The organism is Microcoleus sp. CZ3-B2, assembly GCF_036705055.1.
Lineage (GTDB): Bacteria > Cyanobacteriota > Cyanobacteriia > Cyanobacteriales > Microcoleaceae > Microcoleus.
Genome location: NZ_JAUBTN010000056.1, coordinates 1 through 14328, shown reverse-complemented (window position 1 = coordinate 14328; position 14328 = coordinate 1). Strand labels below are relative to the sequence as shown.

9 protein-coding genes are annotated in these 14328 nt (G+C 45.4%); 3 read left to right on the top strand and 6 right to left on the bottom strand.

Annotation, left to right across the window (positions count from 1 at the left end; genetic code table 11):
* Positions 1-6: 6 nt before the first annotated feature.
* Positions 7-633, top strand: coding sequence for a J domain-containing protein (locus QUA97_RS21365; RefSeq protein ID WP_194069735.1), 627 nt, complete (start codon positions 7-9; stop codon positions 631-633).
* Between the two features lie 46 nt (positions 634-679).
* Here the strand turns inward: QUA97_RS21365 and QUA97_RS21360 are convergent, their stop codons facing one another.
* Together QUA97_RS21360 and QUA97_RS21355 are read right to left on the bottom strand one after the other, a co-directional pair.
* Complete coding sequence (locus QUA97_RS21360; protein WP_333195900.1) at positions 680-1597, bottom strand: serine/threonine protein kinase; 918 nt, start codon at positions 1595-1597, stop codon at positions 680-682.
* A gap of 456 nt (positions 1598-2053) precedes the next feature.
* A complete protein-coding gene (locus tag QUA97_RS21355; protein ID WP_333195898.1) occupies positions 2054-2785 on the bottom strand; it encodes a DUF7873 family protein in 732 nt (243 codons plus the stop codon).
* Positions 2786-3258: 473 nt separating this feature from the next.
* Here QUA97_RS21355 and QUA97_RS21350 point away from each other — a divergent pair, with 473 nt between their 5' ends.
* Positions 3259-3534 (top strand): hypothetical protein, encoded by a 276-nt coding sequence (locus tag QUA97_RS21350; RefSeq protein WP_194069480.1) that lies wholly within the window; start codon positions 3259-3261, stop codon positions 3532-3534.
* Positions 3535-3538: 4 nt separating this feature from the next.
* On the opposite strand, the gene QUA97_RS21345 is transcribed toward QUA97_RS21350, so the two are convergent.
* A complete protein-coding gene (locus tag QUA97_RS21345; protein WP_333195897.1) occupies positions 3539-4432 on the bottom strand; it encodes an EI24 domain-containing protein in 894 nt (297 codons plus the stop codon).
* Between the two features lie 66 nt (positions 4433-4498).
* Between QUA97_RS21345 and QUA97_RS21340 the strand changes: the two genes are divergently transcribed.
* Positions 4499-5248 carry a 2-phosphosulfolactate phosphatase family protein gene (locus QUA97_RS21340; protein WP_333195896.1) on the top strand — a complete coding sequence of 250 codons (750 nt, stop codon included), beginning with the start codon at positions 4499-4501 and terminating at the stop codon, positions 5246-5248.
* A gap of 240 nt (positions 5249-5488) precedes the next feature.
* Here the strand turns inward: QUA97_RS21340 and QUA97_RS21335 are convergent, their stop codons facing one another.
* The 3 genes from QUA97_RS21335 to QUA97_RS21325 all read right to left on the bottom strand — a co-directional run bounded on the left by QUA97_RS21335 (position 5489) and on the right by QUA97_RS21325 (position 14226).
* Complete coding sequence (locus tag QUA97_RS21335) at positions 5489-6874, bottom strand: lipid-A-disaccharide synthase-related protein (protein WP_333195895.1); 1386 nt, start codon at positions 6872-6874, stop codon at positions 5489-5491.
* 427 nt (positions 6875-7301) lie between these two features.
* A complete protein-coding gene (locus QUA97_RS21330) occupies positions 7302-12497 on the bottom strand; it encodes a PAS domain S-box protein (protein ID WP_333195893.1) in 5196 nt (1731 codons plus the stop codon).
* A 436-nt stretch (positions 12498-12933) separates the two neighbouring features.
* On the bottom strand, positions 12934-14226 hold the full coding sequence (locus QUA97_RS21325) for an ATP-binding protein (protein ID WP_333195891.1): 1293 nt from the start codon (positions 14224-14226) through the stop codon (positions 12934-12936).
* Positions 14227-14328: the final 102 nt, after the last annotated feature.

Sequence of the window (14328 nt, the reverse complement as noted above, 5' to 3'; positions counted from 1 at the left end):
TGCTAAATGGATACTGCAGATTATTACCGACAGTTAGGACTCAGGTCTGGTGCGAGTTTATCGCAAGTTAAGAGTTCTTATCGAAAGTTAGCCAGACAGTATCACCCGGATGTGAATCCGGGAAACGAACAGGCTAAGAATAAGTTTATTGCTATTACTGAGGCTTATAAGTTCCTGGTAAATATAGCCCCCGCCGATGTTGCGGAGTCAACAACTGCTAGTTCAACAGTACCGCCTACTCCGACACCGCCCGCTGCAGCGGTGAAAGATCGATCGCAGACAGTTAAGGTGACTCGGAAACAGCAACCGACTCCAGATAGCCCGGATCTGTCGGCGGCGGAACAAAAGTTAAAGCAAGATGCTTATTTTCAGTTGCAGCAGTTGCTGAAATATCAGAGGTTCCCGCGGGCGATCGCCCTGATTGAGGGTTTGGCGCAGCGGGTGCCCGAAGATCGGGAGGTGCGCCAGTGGCAGGCGATCGCCTATCAGCGCTGGGGAAGGCATTTGATCGGGGAAAAGCAGGTTGATAAGGCGAGAATTTATTTGAAAAAGGCTGTAAAAACTGACCCTCACAATCGGGCTTTGTGGGCGGAAGTTGAGCGAGATTTTCGCAAGTTGGAACAGATTTATTGATTGGGGAATCGGGAATCGGGAATCGGGAATCGGGAATCGGGAATTATTACTTTGGTTCTGTGGAGGTCATCAAAAACTCTATATTTTTGAGTTTTTCTAAAATAGCTTGGGTATTTTCCGGTCGGTTTTCTGGTAGCGGTTCCATCAATTCGTCGATCGAGTCTACAAAGGACCGATCGACATCTACGGCCTGGTTTTTCCAGTTGATTTTACCAGTTTTTTGATTGACGGGAAAGTCGATCGGGTTTAAGCCTGTTAATAAATGTACAAAAGTACGCCCTAGGGCAAAAAAGTCCGATCGCACTTCTGGTTTTCCGGCAATTTGTTCAGGCGCGGAGTACCCAGCAGAACCGATGGGTGTAGTATCTGTGTCTGCTTCGGTGGCGCAGCCGAAGTCAATTAATCTCAATTTCCCATCGGGTTCTAGCATCAAGTTAGATGGCTTAATATCCCGATGTACGAGATGATATTTGTGTATTTTTTGCAAAATATGGAGTATTTGTTGCAGCCAATCAACGGCGAGTGTTTGAGAAACCTGTTGGTTTGTAGTTAAGAATTCTGTCAAGTTTACTCCATCGATTTTTTCCATCGCCAAACAACACAATTTCTGGGAATTGTTGGCGAGTTTAATTTGGAAATAACCGTCTGGTTCAACTTGGGGAACTCCGGCTTTTCCCCCCAGCCAAATTAACACTCGCGCTTCTTGCTGGAAGCAGCGAAGTAAATCGGGATTGTGGCTGTGTTTGAACACTTTAAAAATTTTGACTGTGCCCCATTCGTTTTCGCCGGTTCCCAAATCTTCGACTTCTAAGATGTCTGTGGGGCGGGCGGGATTGGGCGATCGCGCTGGTTTAATGATGCGGTAGCGATCGGCAATTAACAAATCCGTGCGGCAAGCCTGACAATTTTGAGCAGCAGCAGGATTTTCGCGTTGTTCGCATTGAGGATTGATGCAGTAAATCATCTGTCTTGATACGTCCAGGACTGACGGATTTAACGAATTGATTCAATTATTAGCATAAAACCCAGCAGTTCTGACCTTACTACTGGGTTTCTATTTACCGCCCATTTGCACACGCTATCACATTTAAGTCAAGGATTTAAGATTAATAGCATCGCGCTCTACCGATTGAGCTACCCCCCTGCGTTTGGTAGAGGGGGCTGGATATGAGCCAGCAACCTCGATGATGTGATTTTCCTGACATTCGTTTTAGCGATCGGCGGAGAATGCTGAGTTTAGAGTAATAACTTGCTGTTGAATTTGTACGCAATGCTGCCTCTGCCAATTGGGCTACTTCGCTATTGAACGAAGACAGGAGTCGAACCTGCACTGTCACATTTGTACGGTTTAAGTTGAAGTTTTAGATTGAAATTGTACTCGGTTTATATCTTAAACTATAACCATCAAAAAAGCAAGCAATTAGCGGAAAATAAACTGAAAAATTCGCTCTCCCACTCTCTGTTCCTCAACTTCAGAATTGTTAGCTTCTTCGCGGGCGAACATAACAGCTTGCTGCAAGATTTCCACCCTTTGCAGCAACTCATTGATCCGCCGTGCTGGCAAAGCTCCCGAAAACTTGACAGTCCGCCAATAGCCGATCGTAATATCTTCGTAATAAACATCGACTTGCGCCGGATGGTGTTCCGTAGCTTCAGCTTTAACGTGATTGCGCGGAGTTTTAAAAGTCTTGAGAGTTTGCACAGGTTCTGTGGCCCAGCAGTCGGCCGAAGCATCGAAAGTCCAAGTCTCGGAAGCATCTAAGACTGGCAGTTTTTTGATGAATGCTTGCAAATCTGCTAATTGTTTTTCAATGAATAGCAAATAGCTGACTGGAACTTGACTCAAAAGCACATTTCCGTCTACAGTCACGTCCGCGCGAGCGCTACAATTTGTCCAATCTTTGGTTGCGGTTACGTCAAAGAGTTTGGTCAAAACTTCAGTTGTTTTGCGGATAATCTCTTCGGCTTTGACTTCCACTTTTTTGGACTCTGGCGGCAGTTGTGCGCCTTCTTCGTCTTTGGGACGGTAAGTGCGGGAGATTCCAGAAAGCAAAGCTGGCTTCTGGAGGGCTTTTTGGGCTTCTGCTAGTTCTTGGGCGGAGCGGCTTTTGATGCCTTTTTCGATCGCAATAATCTGATTTAAGCGTGCCATTGTTCGATTTTATTGATGCTGAACTCACATCAAGTCCGGTGGATTTTGATAATCAAATTGTTTGTCCTGTGGCTTTTAGGGCTTTGAGGACTTCAGTCTTCAGTACAAACCTCGCGATCGTTCTTTAACCAGACTCGATCAACTTGTAGTATTACATAATTCAATATAAATTACAAGCTTTTTTTGTAGGCGCGGTGCCAAGAGCTCCTGCCGCTACCCGTGCCCAGCAATTTATCTCTCAAAAACTCGGCAAAATCTCTAGCGTCGCTGCCAAACTGTAGCAAATATCACTCTTTGTCAGCGCTCCAACTACCTCTTGAGATAGATGTGCAAATACCTCCTGAAGAGTGTTGCCATATCGAGAAACATTTCTTAACATATAGATAACAAAGGGAATCCGAGGAGACACCAAAAATCCTTAAGCCCTTGGGGTGCCCGGTTAATCAGACTTTTCGCAAACAAGGGCTAAATTAATGAACAAGCAGCAAAACTCCGAAGTTTCAGCATTTTTGCCCATGCTCCAAAAAGGCATTTGGCTGTTTGGGATTCTCTCTTGGATATTCGGGCTGACAGATAGAACTATTGCACTCTTATCTGACGGATATTTGTCGGCGGTTGATATTGTCCAGCTATTTACAGCTTCATTCTTCTTCGTTAGTTGGCTGTTTTTAAGCCCGTTTCTGAGTTTTAAGTCCCAGAGTCAGCGGCAGGTAGAAGACATTCAGCCGAAGGTAGAAGCATCTCCCTAGTTTTTTAAGTTGTAATGTTAGTTTCTGGAGCGATGTTTGTTTCTTGTGGAGCAAAGCGGGCCGGCCAAATGCGATCGCAAAAAAACAAAGTTCCCGCAGTCACGCACAGCGGAATGGCCAACAGATTCAACAGCGGAATGCTCACCAAACCCAAACACACTAAACCAAAACTGCCACTAGCCGGCAAACTCGCCCAAATTATTTCTAACTTCTCCTGAAAAGGCCGCCTCCGCCTCTCCAAAGGTGCATCTAAAAAATCTAAACAGACAATCGTCGCGCCCAAAGCTACGCCGCCCAAAGTGCTAAGAATAGAGCCGACACCAGGGATAAAATTTAGCAGCAGCAGGGGTATACCAACGCTCAACAAAATTTGTAGTTTTCGCAGTTCAAAGGCGATCGCCCTTTGAATATCCCCAAAACTACTCGCCAAATTCATTGGTGCTTCTGCGGGCAATTGACCGTTCCGCAGCAGTTCCAATTGTTCGGAAAGTTTGCCGTACCAGGGCGAACCTAAAATCACGCCAAACTGCACTAACAAAAATCCAATTATCAGCAAAAGTCCTGACACTAGGAGTACGCGCAGCAGCCAGCCGAAAGCGACTGTTAACACGCCGAGAAAGCTCAGCCAAGCTGGAAAACTAGCAATTAGAGCATTAAATCGGACGGACAACTCGGCAACTAAAACGTCTATCCCTGCCAAACTGGGAAATAGCAAGCTTAAATAAAGTCCGGTACCAATTAGAAAATTTAGTAAGACGGGAACTAATACATAAGTCCACAGTTTGGGAGTTTGCCAAATCAGCGTGAAAGCTCGAAAAGGATAGGTGAAACCTGCCAAGAGTCGAATTGGTGCGGTAATGGCGCTGCGGGCGGGATTTGAATTGAGCTGTTTTGACATATTAGGGGTGAGAGCGTCACTTTCTATTATTATTATGTATGAGGAATTATTGCAGGTTGCCCAAAAGTGAAGCTTTTTATTTACCATACCCCGGAACTTACGCCAGCGGACAAAATGCCGGCTTGCGCGATCGCAGTTGATGTGCTGCGGGCGACTACGACAATGGCGACGGCCCTGAATAATGGGGCGGAAGCTGTCCAAGTTTTCAGCGACTTAGATAAGCTGATGGCAGAGAGCGAAAAATGGCCTGCAGACCAGCGAATTCGGGCTGGAGAGCGCGGTGGCGCGAAAGTTGACGGTTTTGATATGGGGAATTCTCCGCTGGACTGCACGCCAGAAAAGGTGACTGGGAAGCGAATTTTTATCAGCACAACTAATGGTACTCGGGCTTTGCAACGAGTGCAAGCTGCTGCAACTGTGTTAACGGCGGCTTTGATTAACCGCAAATCTGTGGTGCAGTTTTTGTTAAGTCAAAAGCCGGAAAGTATTTGGATTGTGGGTTCTGGTTGGGAAGGGAGTTATTCGTTGGAGGATACGGTTTGTGCTGGGGCGATCGCCCAAAGCCTGCTAGCAGAAAGCGGTATTCCGGCGATCGATTTTGCTGGTAACGATGAAGTGTTTGGGGCGATCGCTCTTTATTTGCAGTGGGAAGATCGGCTGCACGAATTGTTGGAAAAAGCCAGTCACGGCCAGCGCCTATTGCGTATGGGCGTGATTGAAGATTTAAAATATTGCGCGCAATTGGATACTTTAGATGTGCTTCCCATGCAGCGAGAACCTGGTGTTTTGGTGAAGTCGGATTTTAAAATTTCTTAGGCTAATTTCAGGTTTCCATCTTCGGAAAAAACGGAAAATTGATTTTTTTTGGTTTGTAATGAGGATTTTAGTCCTGATAATTATAGGACTAAAATCCTCATTACAAACAATGGAAGTGAGTAGTTAGCGATCGAGATTTTTTTTAAATAAAGTACAATTAAAGATATTCGCTAGGGACATAACTATAGCGGTTCGATCGCCTTGTGAGATATGCCCTGTTTGCCCTGTTTGCCCTATGCCCTACTGTATTGTCGGCAATTTAGAATTGCTGTCTCCGCCGCCGAACCGCTGAATTAAACACTCGGCAATTCTGGCGGCGGCACCGGGTTCTCCCATGCGGCGCAAGCCATTTTCAGCGATTAGCTGCAATCTGTCGGGGTCGCGGAACAAAGACTGTACTGCGCCGGCAACTTCGGCGGGATGTTTGACTAAAATTAATGAGGGGCCTAACAGGCGACTTTGGGCTTCTGCAAAGGCGGGGGTAAATTGCGGGCCGTTTCCGGGAATGGCGATCGCGGGTTTTCCTAAACCGACAAATTGTTCTGTAGCGGTTCCGGCCATTGCTATTGCTACATCGGCTTCGTACAAACAATCATTAAAACTTTGCTGAGTTAAAATCATCGTGGCGTTTCTCTGCACAAAGGTCAAGGGCAATAGCAAATTAGGAAATTCTTGCCGAATTTCTTGAGGGCTAGAAACGGGAGGCCGCAAAATACTTCCTTCTCGCCGCTGCGTTTTTATTTCGCCGTCTTGTCGCCAGCCGAAAAATTCTAATATAGGTCGCAAAGCTTCTAAGTTTAACTCGGGAGAAATGGCTCCGAAAAATAACAGTTTACGATCGGCAAACAAGGACAAAATTCCGCCTGCAGCCTCTACTATTAGCTGCCAATTAGCATAGGCTTCCGGCGCTCTAGAGCCGGGGAGTAAGGTGATGACGAGCGATCGCGACCTTTCCCGAAACTCTGCATCAGGGCCGTAAAAACTGGCTGGGTTTTCCGGTTCGAGTCCGTCCATCATGGGATTGCCAAGATTGTAGGCGGAAATTCCCAGCTTTTCTAAAGTCTCGGCGGTTAGCGCATCCCGGACAAAAACGGCGCGACAGCGGTTTCTCGTCATCAACCAGCGCTCCCAAAGGAAATAAACCGATCGCGGCGACGAAATCCAAGCAAACAAGCCGGATTTGCGAGCCAGAGGCCCGTTTTCGTCCCGCAAATAATAGTCGGACTTGGCGGTACCGACAAAAGCATAGGGCGCGCCAGCGAGCCAAGCAAACAGCAGCGGTACGATATCGCCGCAGGCTAAGATCGCCACGTCTTGATTGCCAGACTGTGTTTGCGATCGCACCCAAGCGCGGATCGCTTTAAACTGAGCTACGGTCAACTGCAGCAGGCCGCCTTTGAGATCCCGCAAAAATTCCCTTCCATCCATGTAGATAAATCCGCCCGAAGGCATCCGCTGCACCGGGCCGATGATGCGGGCGTTTTCTAGTTGAGCGAAAGCTTGCCCTTCGCCCACTAGCGGAAACACGGCTAATTCTGGTGGGTGCGGGTGCTGTTGCAGTTCCCGCAAGATGCGAAGGGCGATCGCGTCTTCTCCGTGGCCGTTACTGAGGCAAAGTAATTTCAATCCCAACTCTCTCAAAAACTCTACTGTCAACAAATAGCCTAAAACCCCTGTGACTTCAGTCTAGCGATGAAAGGCTACTTTACAGGTTATTTTACCAGAAAACTCTTATTCTAAATAGCATAAAACACCGTAAAATTGACCCAGATCGGCGCGACTCAAAATTTATGTTGAGGACTTTATTCCTCACTACAAACCCATTTTATGTCAGGTAATTGAGCCGATACTATCTGATGCCAAACCATGCTTAAATATCTTGATTGTTGATTTAATATCAAATCCTCTCTTCATCGAAATCGTAAATTCACTGTTAACTGTTGACTGTTAACAGTTAACATCATGTATGAGTGCAACCGGAATTGATTTGATTTGGCGCGGACATCCTTTGCTTGGTAACGATTTAAATCCCCAAACCCGAAAAACCGACGAGCTACTGCCCCTCGATATACTGCTTTAAAATCCTCCGAATTTGTTTGAGCTGAAATCCCTTAGCAAGTTGGCGTAAGTTCGTGACAAACGGCACTAATCTTGGTTCCAGAATTTCCAGATTAGCCGTTTCCTGAAAAAAATCTTCAATGTCGCCCATAGCTGCGAGTTTCAAAAGTTTGGCTACCGACTCAGAAGCAGCAGCTAACAGAGCAGAATAAACAGGAAAATCAGATACTGGTGACAAACTGGAAGTTTTGCGCTTTTTGTTTCCCGAAGATGCTTCGTAAATCCATTCTAGTCCCAAATGAACGCGCAACTGTTCCAAAAAGTGATTTGCTTCGATCGGCTTGGGAAGAAAATCATCGCACCGGGAGAGGATGATCTCTTGCTGCACAGACTCGAAAACGCTAGCTGACATAGCGATTAATATCACATCTTTTAATTCCGGCAACTGCCGCAGTCTGCTTGCAGTTTCTAAGCCATCCATTACAGGCATCCGCAAGTCCATTAAAATCAGATCCGGGTGAAATTCAACTGCTTTGTAGAGGCATTCTTGACCGTTCCCGGCCTCTGCAATTTCAAATCCCAAACGCCCCAGCAGCCTGCACAACAAATCGCGATTTAGTTGATTTTCTTCCAGAATTAGCACTTTCCGTTTGTTACCGACAAAACCGACAAGCCAGTGTTTGTCACGCAAAGGAGACACCTCCAAGTACCGTTTGGCTGCGGGCAATTCTACATCCAGCCAGAAAGTGCTGCCTTTTCCCAAAATGCTGTTGACGCGAATTTCGCTGCCCATCAGTTTCGCTAATTTCTGGCTGATTGAGAGTCCTAAACCCGTGCCTTCAACAAAGGTATTTCCTCCTACTTGGTGGAATGGCAAAAATATTTCTTCTAATTTATCTTGCTCTATTCCACTCCCGGTATCCTCTATTTGAAAGCGAATTTTTAAAGCGTGTTTGGCTGCGATCGCATTATGGGCGAAACGCAGATAATTTTCTTTCAGTTCCGAACTCAAAATCGAGAACTCGTAATTTTCTTCTCTGCCTCTATTCCAAGCTTCTGTGCCGACATAGCCGACTTTTAAAGTTACTCCGCCGCTGTTAGTGAATTTTACGGCATTGCTGAGTAAGTTGATCAAAATTTGACGCAATCTTTTTCTGTCGATACTGACGCAGCTAGGCAGGGGAGATACTTGTTCGTAATTGAATAAAATTGCTTTTTGAGAGGCCCGCATCTGAAACAGATCCGCAATGTTTTTTGTAAAATTTAGAAAATTTAACTCTTCTGGGTAGAGTTTCATTTTTCTAGCTTCTATTTTGGAAAGGTCTAAAACATCGTCGATTAACATCAGCAAGTGTTCGCCGCACTGTTGAATGTTGGTGAGACTTTCTTGGTGATCTGAGCTTAAGTCTTTGTCGGTTTTGAGGATTTGAGCGTAACCTAAAACTCCGTTTAAAGGCGTGCGGAGTTCGTGGCTCATGTTAGCGAGAAATTCGCTTTTGGCGCGGTTGGCGGTTTCTGCGGCTAATGCTGCTTGTTGGAGGGCGGCTTCTGCTTGTTTGCGATCGGCAATTTCGGTTTGTGCTTGTTGAAATAGTGTCGATTGCTGGATCGCGATCGCCAATTGCACGCACAGTTGTCGCAGCGCTTCTATTTCTGAGGGTTCCCAGGAACGGGGGCCGCTGCAATCCTGGGCGATCAGCAGTCCCCAAAGCTTATTTTCAGCGGTGGGTTGGCTATGGGAAATGCTTTCTCGTGCTTGTAAAATCGGTACTATTAAGTTAGCTTTTACTTCAAATCCTTCGAGAAATTTCATGTGGCATTCTGTCAGATTTTCTCGGTAAATATCTTCCATCGATCTAATATAGCCTTGCTGATAAACCTCAACAAATCTCTCTTTAAAACAGCCGTCAATATTGTTAAAATTTTGCAGTGAAATTCTATTGTTGGCCACGGACTCCACAACGACACAACCGCTCCAGTCGGGATTAAAACGGTAAATAACTGTGCGGTCTGTTTGCAAGAATTGTCGCACTTGTTCGACAGCAGCGGTGAGAATTTCTTCTAAATTGAGGGAGGAGCGAATGCGATCGAGCATGGCAACTACCAGTCTTTCTCGCCTTAATTGTTGCAGCAGCGCCATCTCGGCTTTTTTGCGTTCAGTGATGTCGGTAATTACTCCCACTAACCCGATTAAATTTCCAGTTTCATCTTTAATGCAGTCGGCGCGAAATAAAGTTGTCAGCGGTTCGTTGCTTTTAGTTTTGATTTTGACTTCGCCTTGCCAAGATTTGCCTTTACGGATCGTTTTAAACATCTCTAGCAACACTTGATTTTGGGAGTATATTGCTGTTGCTCCGCCGGCGGCGTTCAGTTCTTCTGCTGTGTAGCCGTACCGGTGAATAAAGGCTTGATTGTGGTAGATCGATCGCCCTCTCAAGTCAGCAATGCAGATCGCGTCGCTGGTGCTTTCTACGGCTTGAGTCACCCGCAGCAGGTTTAATTCGGCTTGTTTGCGATCGGTAATATCTGTAATAGTGCCGATATAGCCTTTAATGTCTTGCTGTTCTCCGATTTCTGCGATCGCCTGACCGATCGCCCAAACTACACGACCGTCTGGATGCTGAAAGCGGTATTCTGATTTAAAAGGAATTTTGTCAATAATTGCTCGATACCATTCATTTTTCACCCGTTCCGCATCATCGGGATGAATGGCATTCATCCAGCCAGTTTCTGCTGCCAATTCTGCCTTTAATCCCGTGATTTTGCTCCACCGCTGATTCACATAAAGGCAATTGCCAAACGCATCGCTGTGAAATATGCAAACTGGCGATGCTTCTGCCAAAGTTTGATAGCGACGCTGGCTCGATCGCAGTGCAGATTCTACCTGTTTTCTATTAGTAATATCGCGGACAATCGAAATTATTTCGCCGCCTGCCAGCATTGTCAGCGACAATTCTTGAGGGAACTTAGTACCGTCGTGGCGCTGACCAGTCGCTTCTATATTGCAGTACCCTTTTTCGAGGAAACTCGGCATTACTTCACGTTCAAGATATTGAATTTCGGCGGGGCTGTAGAGCAGTTGCCATGTCTTCCCGTGCAGTTCGCTAGCGCTAGTCAAGCCGTACATTTTCAGATAAGCGTCGTTTGAATAAATACATTCTTTGCGATCGTTAAAAATAGCAATACCGTCATAAGCAGCGCCCATAGCTACTGCTTGCCGCTGAAGTTCCGACTCAGCTTGTTTGCGAGAAGTAATGTCGTGACCGACTGAGTAGATTAAACCTTCTTCGCTAAAAGGCGATGCCGTCCACAGCAGGCATTTGTAAGAACCGTCTTTGCAGATATAGCGGTTTTCAAAGGAGATACTGGAGATACCGGCGATTAGTTTTAGCCCTTCGGCTGCGGTGGCTTTTCGATCGTCAGGATGAACAAATTCGATCATTGGCTTGGCAAAAAAATCAGCACTATCGTAGCCTAGAACCGTTGACCAAGCTGGGTTTAAACGTTTAAAATAGCCGTCGAAACCGATAATGCAAAGCAAGTCTAAGGAAATAGTAAAAAAGCGGTCGCGCTCTGTTTGTGCCTGCTTCAACTCAGTGATATCCACCACTAAACCGTCCCAGAGAATATCGCCTCCGCTCCCAGATTTGCTCTGATTGTGGAGCCTTTCCGGTCTCGCAGCTCCTTGCAGCCACTTAACTTTTCCCGATGGCATAATCTGCCGCCACTGCTGCTGCCAAGGTTCCAGGGTAGCGGCTGAAACTTCTATAGATGTTTCTAAATCTAAGCGATCGTCTGCGTGAATTCCGTTAAAAATCAGTTCCGCATTTTGCTCTATTACTTCTGCCTCTAATTCGTACAGTTGGCGGCAGCCTGAAGAGACGTAGGGAAAAAACCTTTGTCCAGTTGCTGACTTTCGGAATTGATAAATTGCTCCCGGCAGGTTAGCTACCAGTTTTTGAAATCGAGCTTCGCTTTGTTCCAGGGCTCTTTGCTGCCTTCTGTATTCGGTAAAATCTCTAATTGTGCCAACTATTACTTTACTGCCGTCTGCTTTTTTAAAGACGCTTTTTTTGGTAGAAATAATCCGTTCTTTGCCCGCAGCGTCTGTGAAATTTTCTTCCGTTTCCAAGCAGATACCTGTTGTCAATACTTCTTCATCTTTAGCCCAAAAAACATCAGCTTCTGATTTGGGGAAAAAGTCATAATCTGATTTGCCGATCAGTTCTTGCCGCGATTTACCGAGCAACTGACAAAAAGCATCATTTAAAATCATCCAGCGGTGCTGCTCGTCTTTGACAAAAATCGGGTCTGGCGTAGCATTGATAGTGTGGTTTAAAAAATCTTCTGACGCTTTCAATTTGGCTTCATAGCGGTAGCGATCGCTCACGTCCAACACTACTTCGATCATCCGGTCGATCGACCCGTCTCGGCCGCGGATGCAGCGCAGCGAAACTCGCGTGTAAACTATTTCGCCGTCTTTTCTGAGCCACCTTTTGTCATAGATGTAACCGTCGTTCGTACCTGCTAGCATCTGAGACAATTGTTCTTCATTGGCATCAAAATCCTCTGGATGGATCAACTCCAGCCAATGATTTTTCACGAGTTCGCCGCGCTCGTAGCCCAGCAAATTGCACAGCGCATCGTTAACTTCTATCCAATTATAATTTTCACCAATTTCGGGGCGAATAATTGGAGCGACGATGGCAATGCCGATTAAAGAATTTTCCACCACCGAGCGATATTTTTCTTCGCTTTTTCGCAAAGCATCTTGACTGTTTTGCCGTTCTATGGCGTAACGGAGCGATCGAATTAACAGTTCGCCATCGATTTTTCTTTTGACTAAATAATCCTGTACGCCCGCCGAAATTAACCGCAGAGCGAGCTCTTCGTCGTTTTGGGCAGTCAAAACTACGATCGGCACATTTACCCCGTACTCTTGCACCCGAGCCACCGTCTCGATTCCCAGACTATCAGGCAGTGAAAGGTCTAATAAAATTATGTCAAAAGTTTCTTGACTCAATCGCTGCAGCGCTTCGCTGAGACGCTCTACTTTCGTCAGCAATATATGCTGCCGGCCGCTCATTCCTGACAGCAAATCTTCAATAAGCTCAGCTTCCTGAGAGTTGTCTTCTACCAACAAAACTTTAAAGGAGGTAGGAGGCACAGCTAAGTTAAAAACTGCTTTCATAATATTTATTAATCAAAAATTTGTCAAGCTAACTTGGATTTGATATTTTATTGCCAGGGCAGTTATTGAATTCCACCTACAGATACATTAGCAGTCAGTCGATTTTCGATTGGAGCATTGAAGATTTTAGATTTACTTGCAGCAGATGAATCCGCGAACTTGAACTTGAATCTCAATGTTGGGGCGTTCTACAACTTAAGTCTGGCGCTTGTATCTGTTTTTGGGCGGTGTGAGATTGTACTGTAAGCTATCGCTACAAAAAACGTCTTGAAGAGTTATAATTATATCACCAAATTACTCCGCTGTCAACGCAAAACATTTTTGATCTCAACCTAAAATTTAACTTATACCTTCTAGTTTCCGCCTTAAAATAGCGGACTTAATTCAGTTTAGCCAGCCTTCTAACTTCCACATAAATACCTGCATCATGTCTGGATTAAACAAGAGTAAAATGAAAAATTGAACCTTGACCGGGTTCCGACTCCACCCAAATAGATCCGCCGTGACGCTGCACAATCTTTTGACAAATTGCTAAACCAATACCTGTACCAGAATATTCTCTTTGAGTGTGCAAGCGCTGGAAAATTTGAAAGATGCGTTCTTGATGCTTCACAGCAATTCCAATTCCATTATCCGAGACAGAAAATAACCAGTTTTCATCTTGTTTGCTAGCAGTAATATGAACTGCAGGCGGTGCATCGTGGCGATATTTAATCGCATTGCTAACTAAATTTTGAAAAAGCTGTACTAGCTGAGAAATATCCCCCATTACCGTTGGTAATGCACTGTAACTAACAACTGCTTGAGTGTCGCCGATAGCGCCTTGCAGGTTGGCGATTGCTTGCTGGAGTGCGCGATCGCAATCTGTCGGTTCAAAAGGTTTCTGACTCCGGCCAACTCGCGAATATTCCAGCAAATCGTCAATTAAAGTTTGCATTCTCGTGCAGCCCTGAACAATATTGCCGATAAACTTACTAGCTTGGTCGTCGAGTTGGTCTTTGTAGCGCTTTTCTAAAAGTTGAGCGTAGCTAGCAATGGTTCCTAAAGGCGCTTGCAAGTCGTGAGAAGCCACATAAGCAAATTGTTCTAGTTCCGCATTTGAGCGCGCCAATTCTTGGTTAGATTTTAATAGAGCAGATTCGGCGCGCTGGCGGTTTGCAATCTCTTTTTGAAGCAACAGATTTTGCTCTTGTAGGGCTTTTTCAACGGCGAGGCGGTGGCTGATTTCTTCTTGTAAAATTTGGTTTTTTTCGTAAAGATTTTTTTCGACTTCCAAGCGGCTGCTGATTTCTTCTTGAAGCAGCACGTTTTGTTCTTTTAGTTGTTTTTGCAAATTCCGCAAGGTGAGATGACTTTCGATGCGTGCGAGCACTTCTTCAAACTGAAACGGCTTGCTGATGTAGTCAACTGCTCCCACAGCAAAGGCGTTTACTTTGTCGAATACTTCATCTTTAGCGCTGATAAAAATTACGGGAATTTCCCGAGTTTTTTCTTCGGATTTCAGGTGCTGACAGACTTCGTAGCCGTTCATTTCCGGCATCATGATGTCGAGCAAAATCAAATCTGGAGGATTGGAATTGCAGGCTCTGAGAGCCATTTGCCCGTTAATTACGCAGCGGGGTGCGTACCCCCGATGAGTCAACATCGTAGACAACAGGCGCAGGTTTTCTGGCGTATCGTCCACTACTAAAATGTTTCCTAATTGTGTCTCTGATGGGCGATTATTCATTGATTATTTTCCTAAATATAAAGTTATTAGTCATTGGTTATTGGTTATTGGTTATTGGTTATTGGTTATTGGTTATTGGTTATTGGTTATTGGTTATTGGTT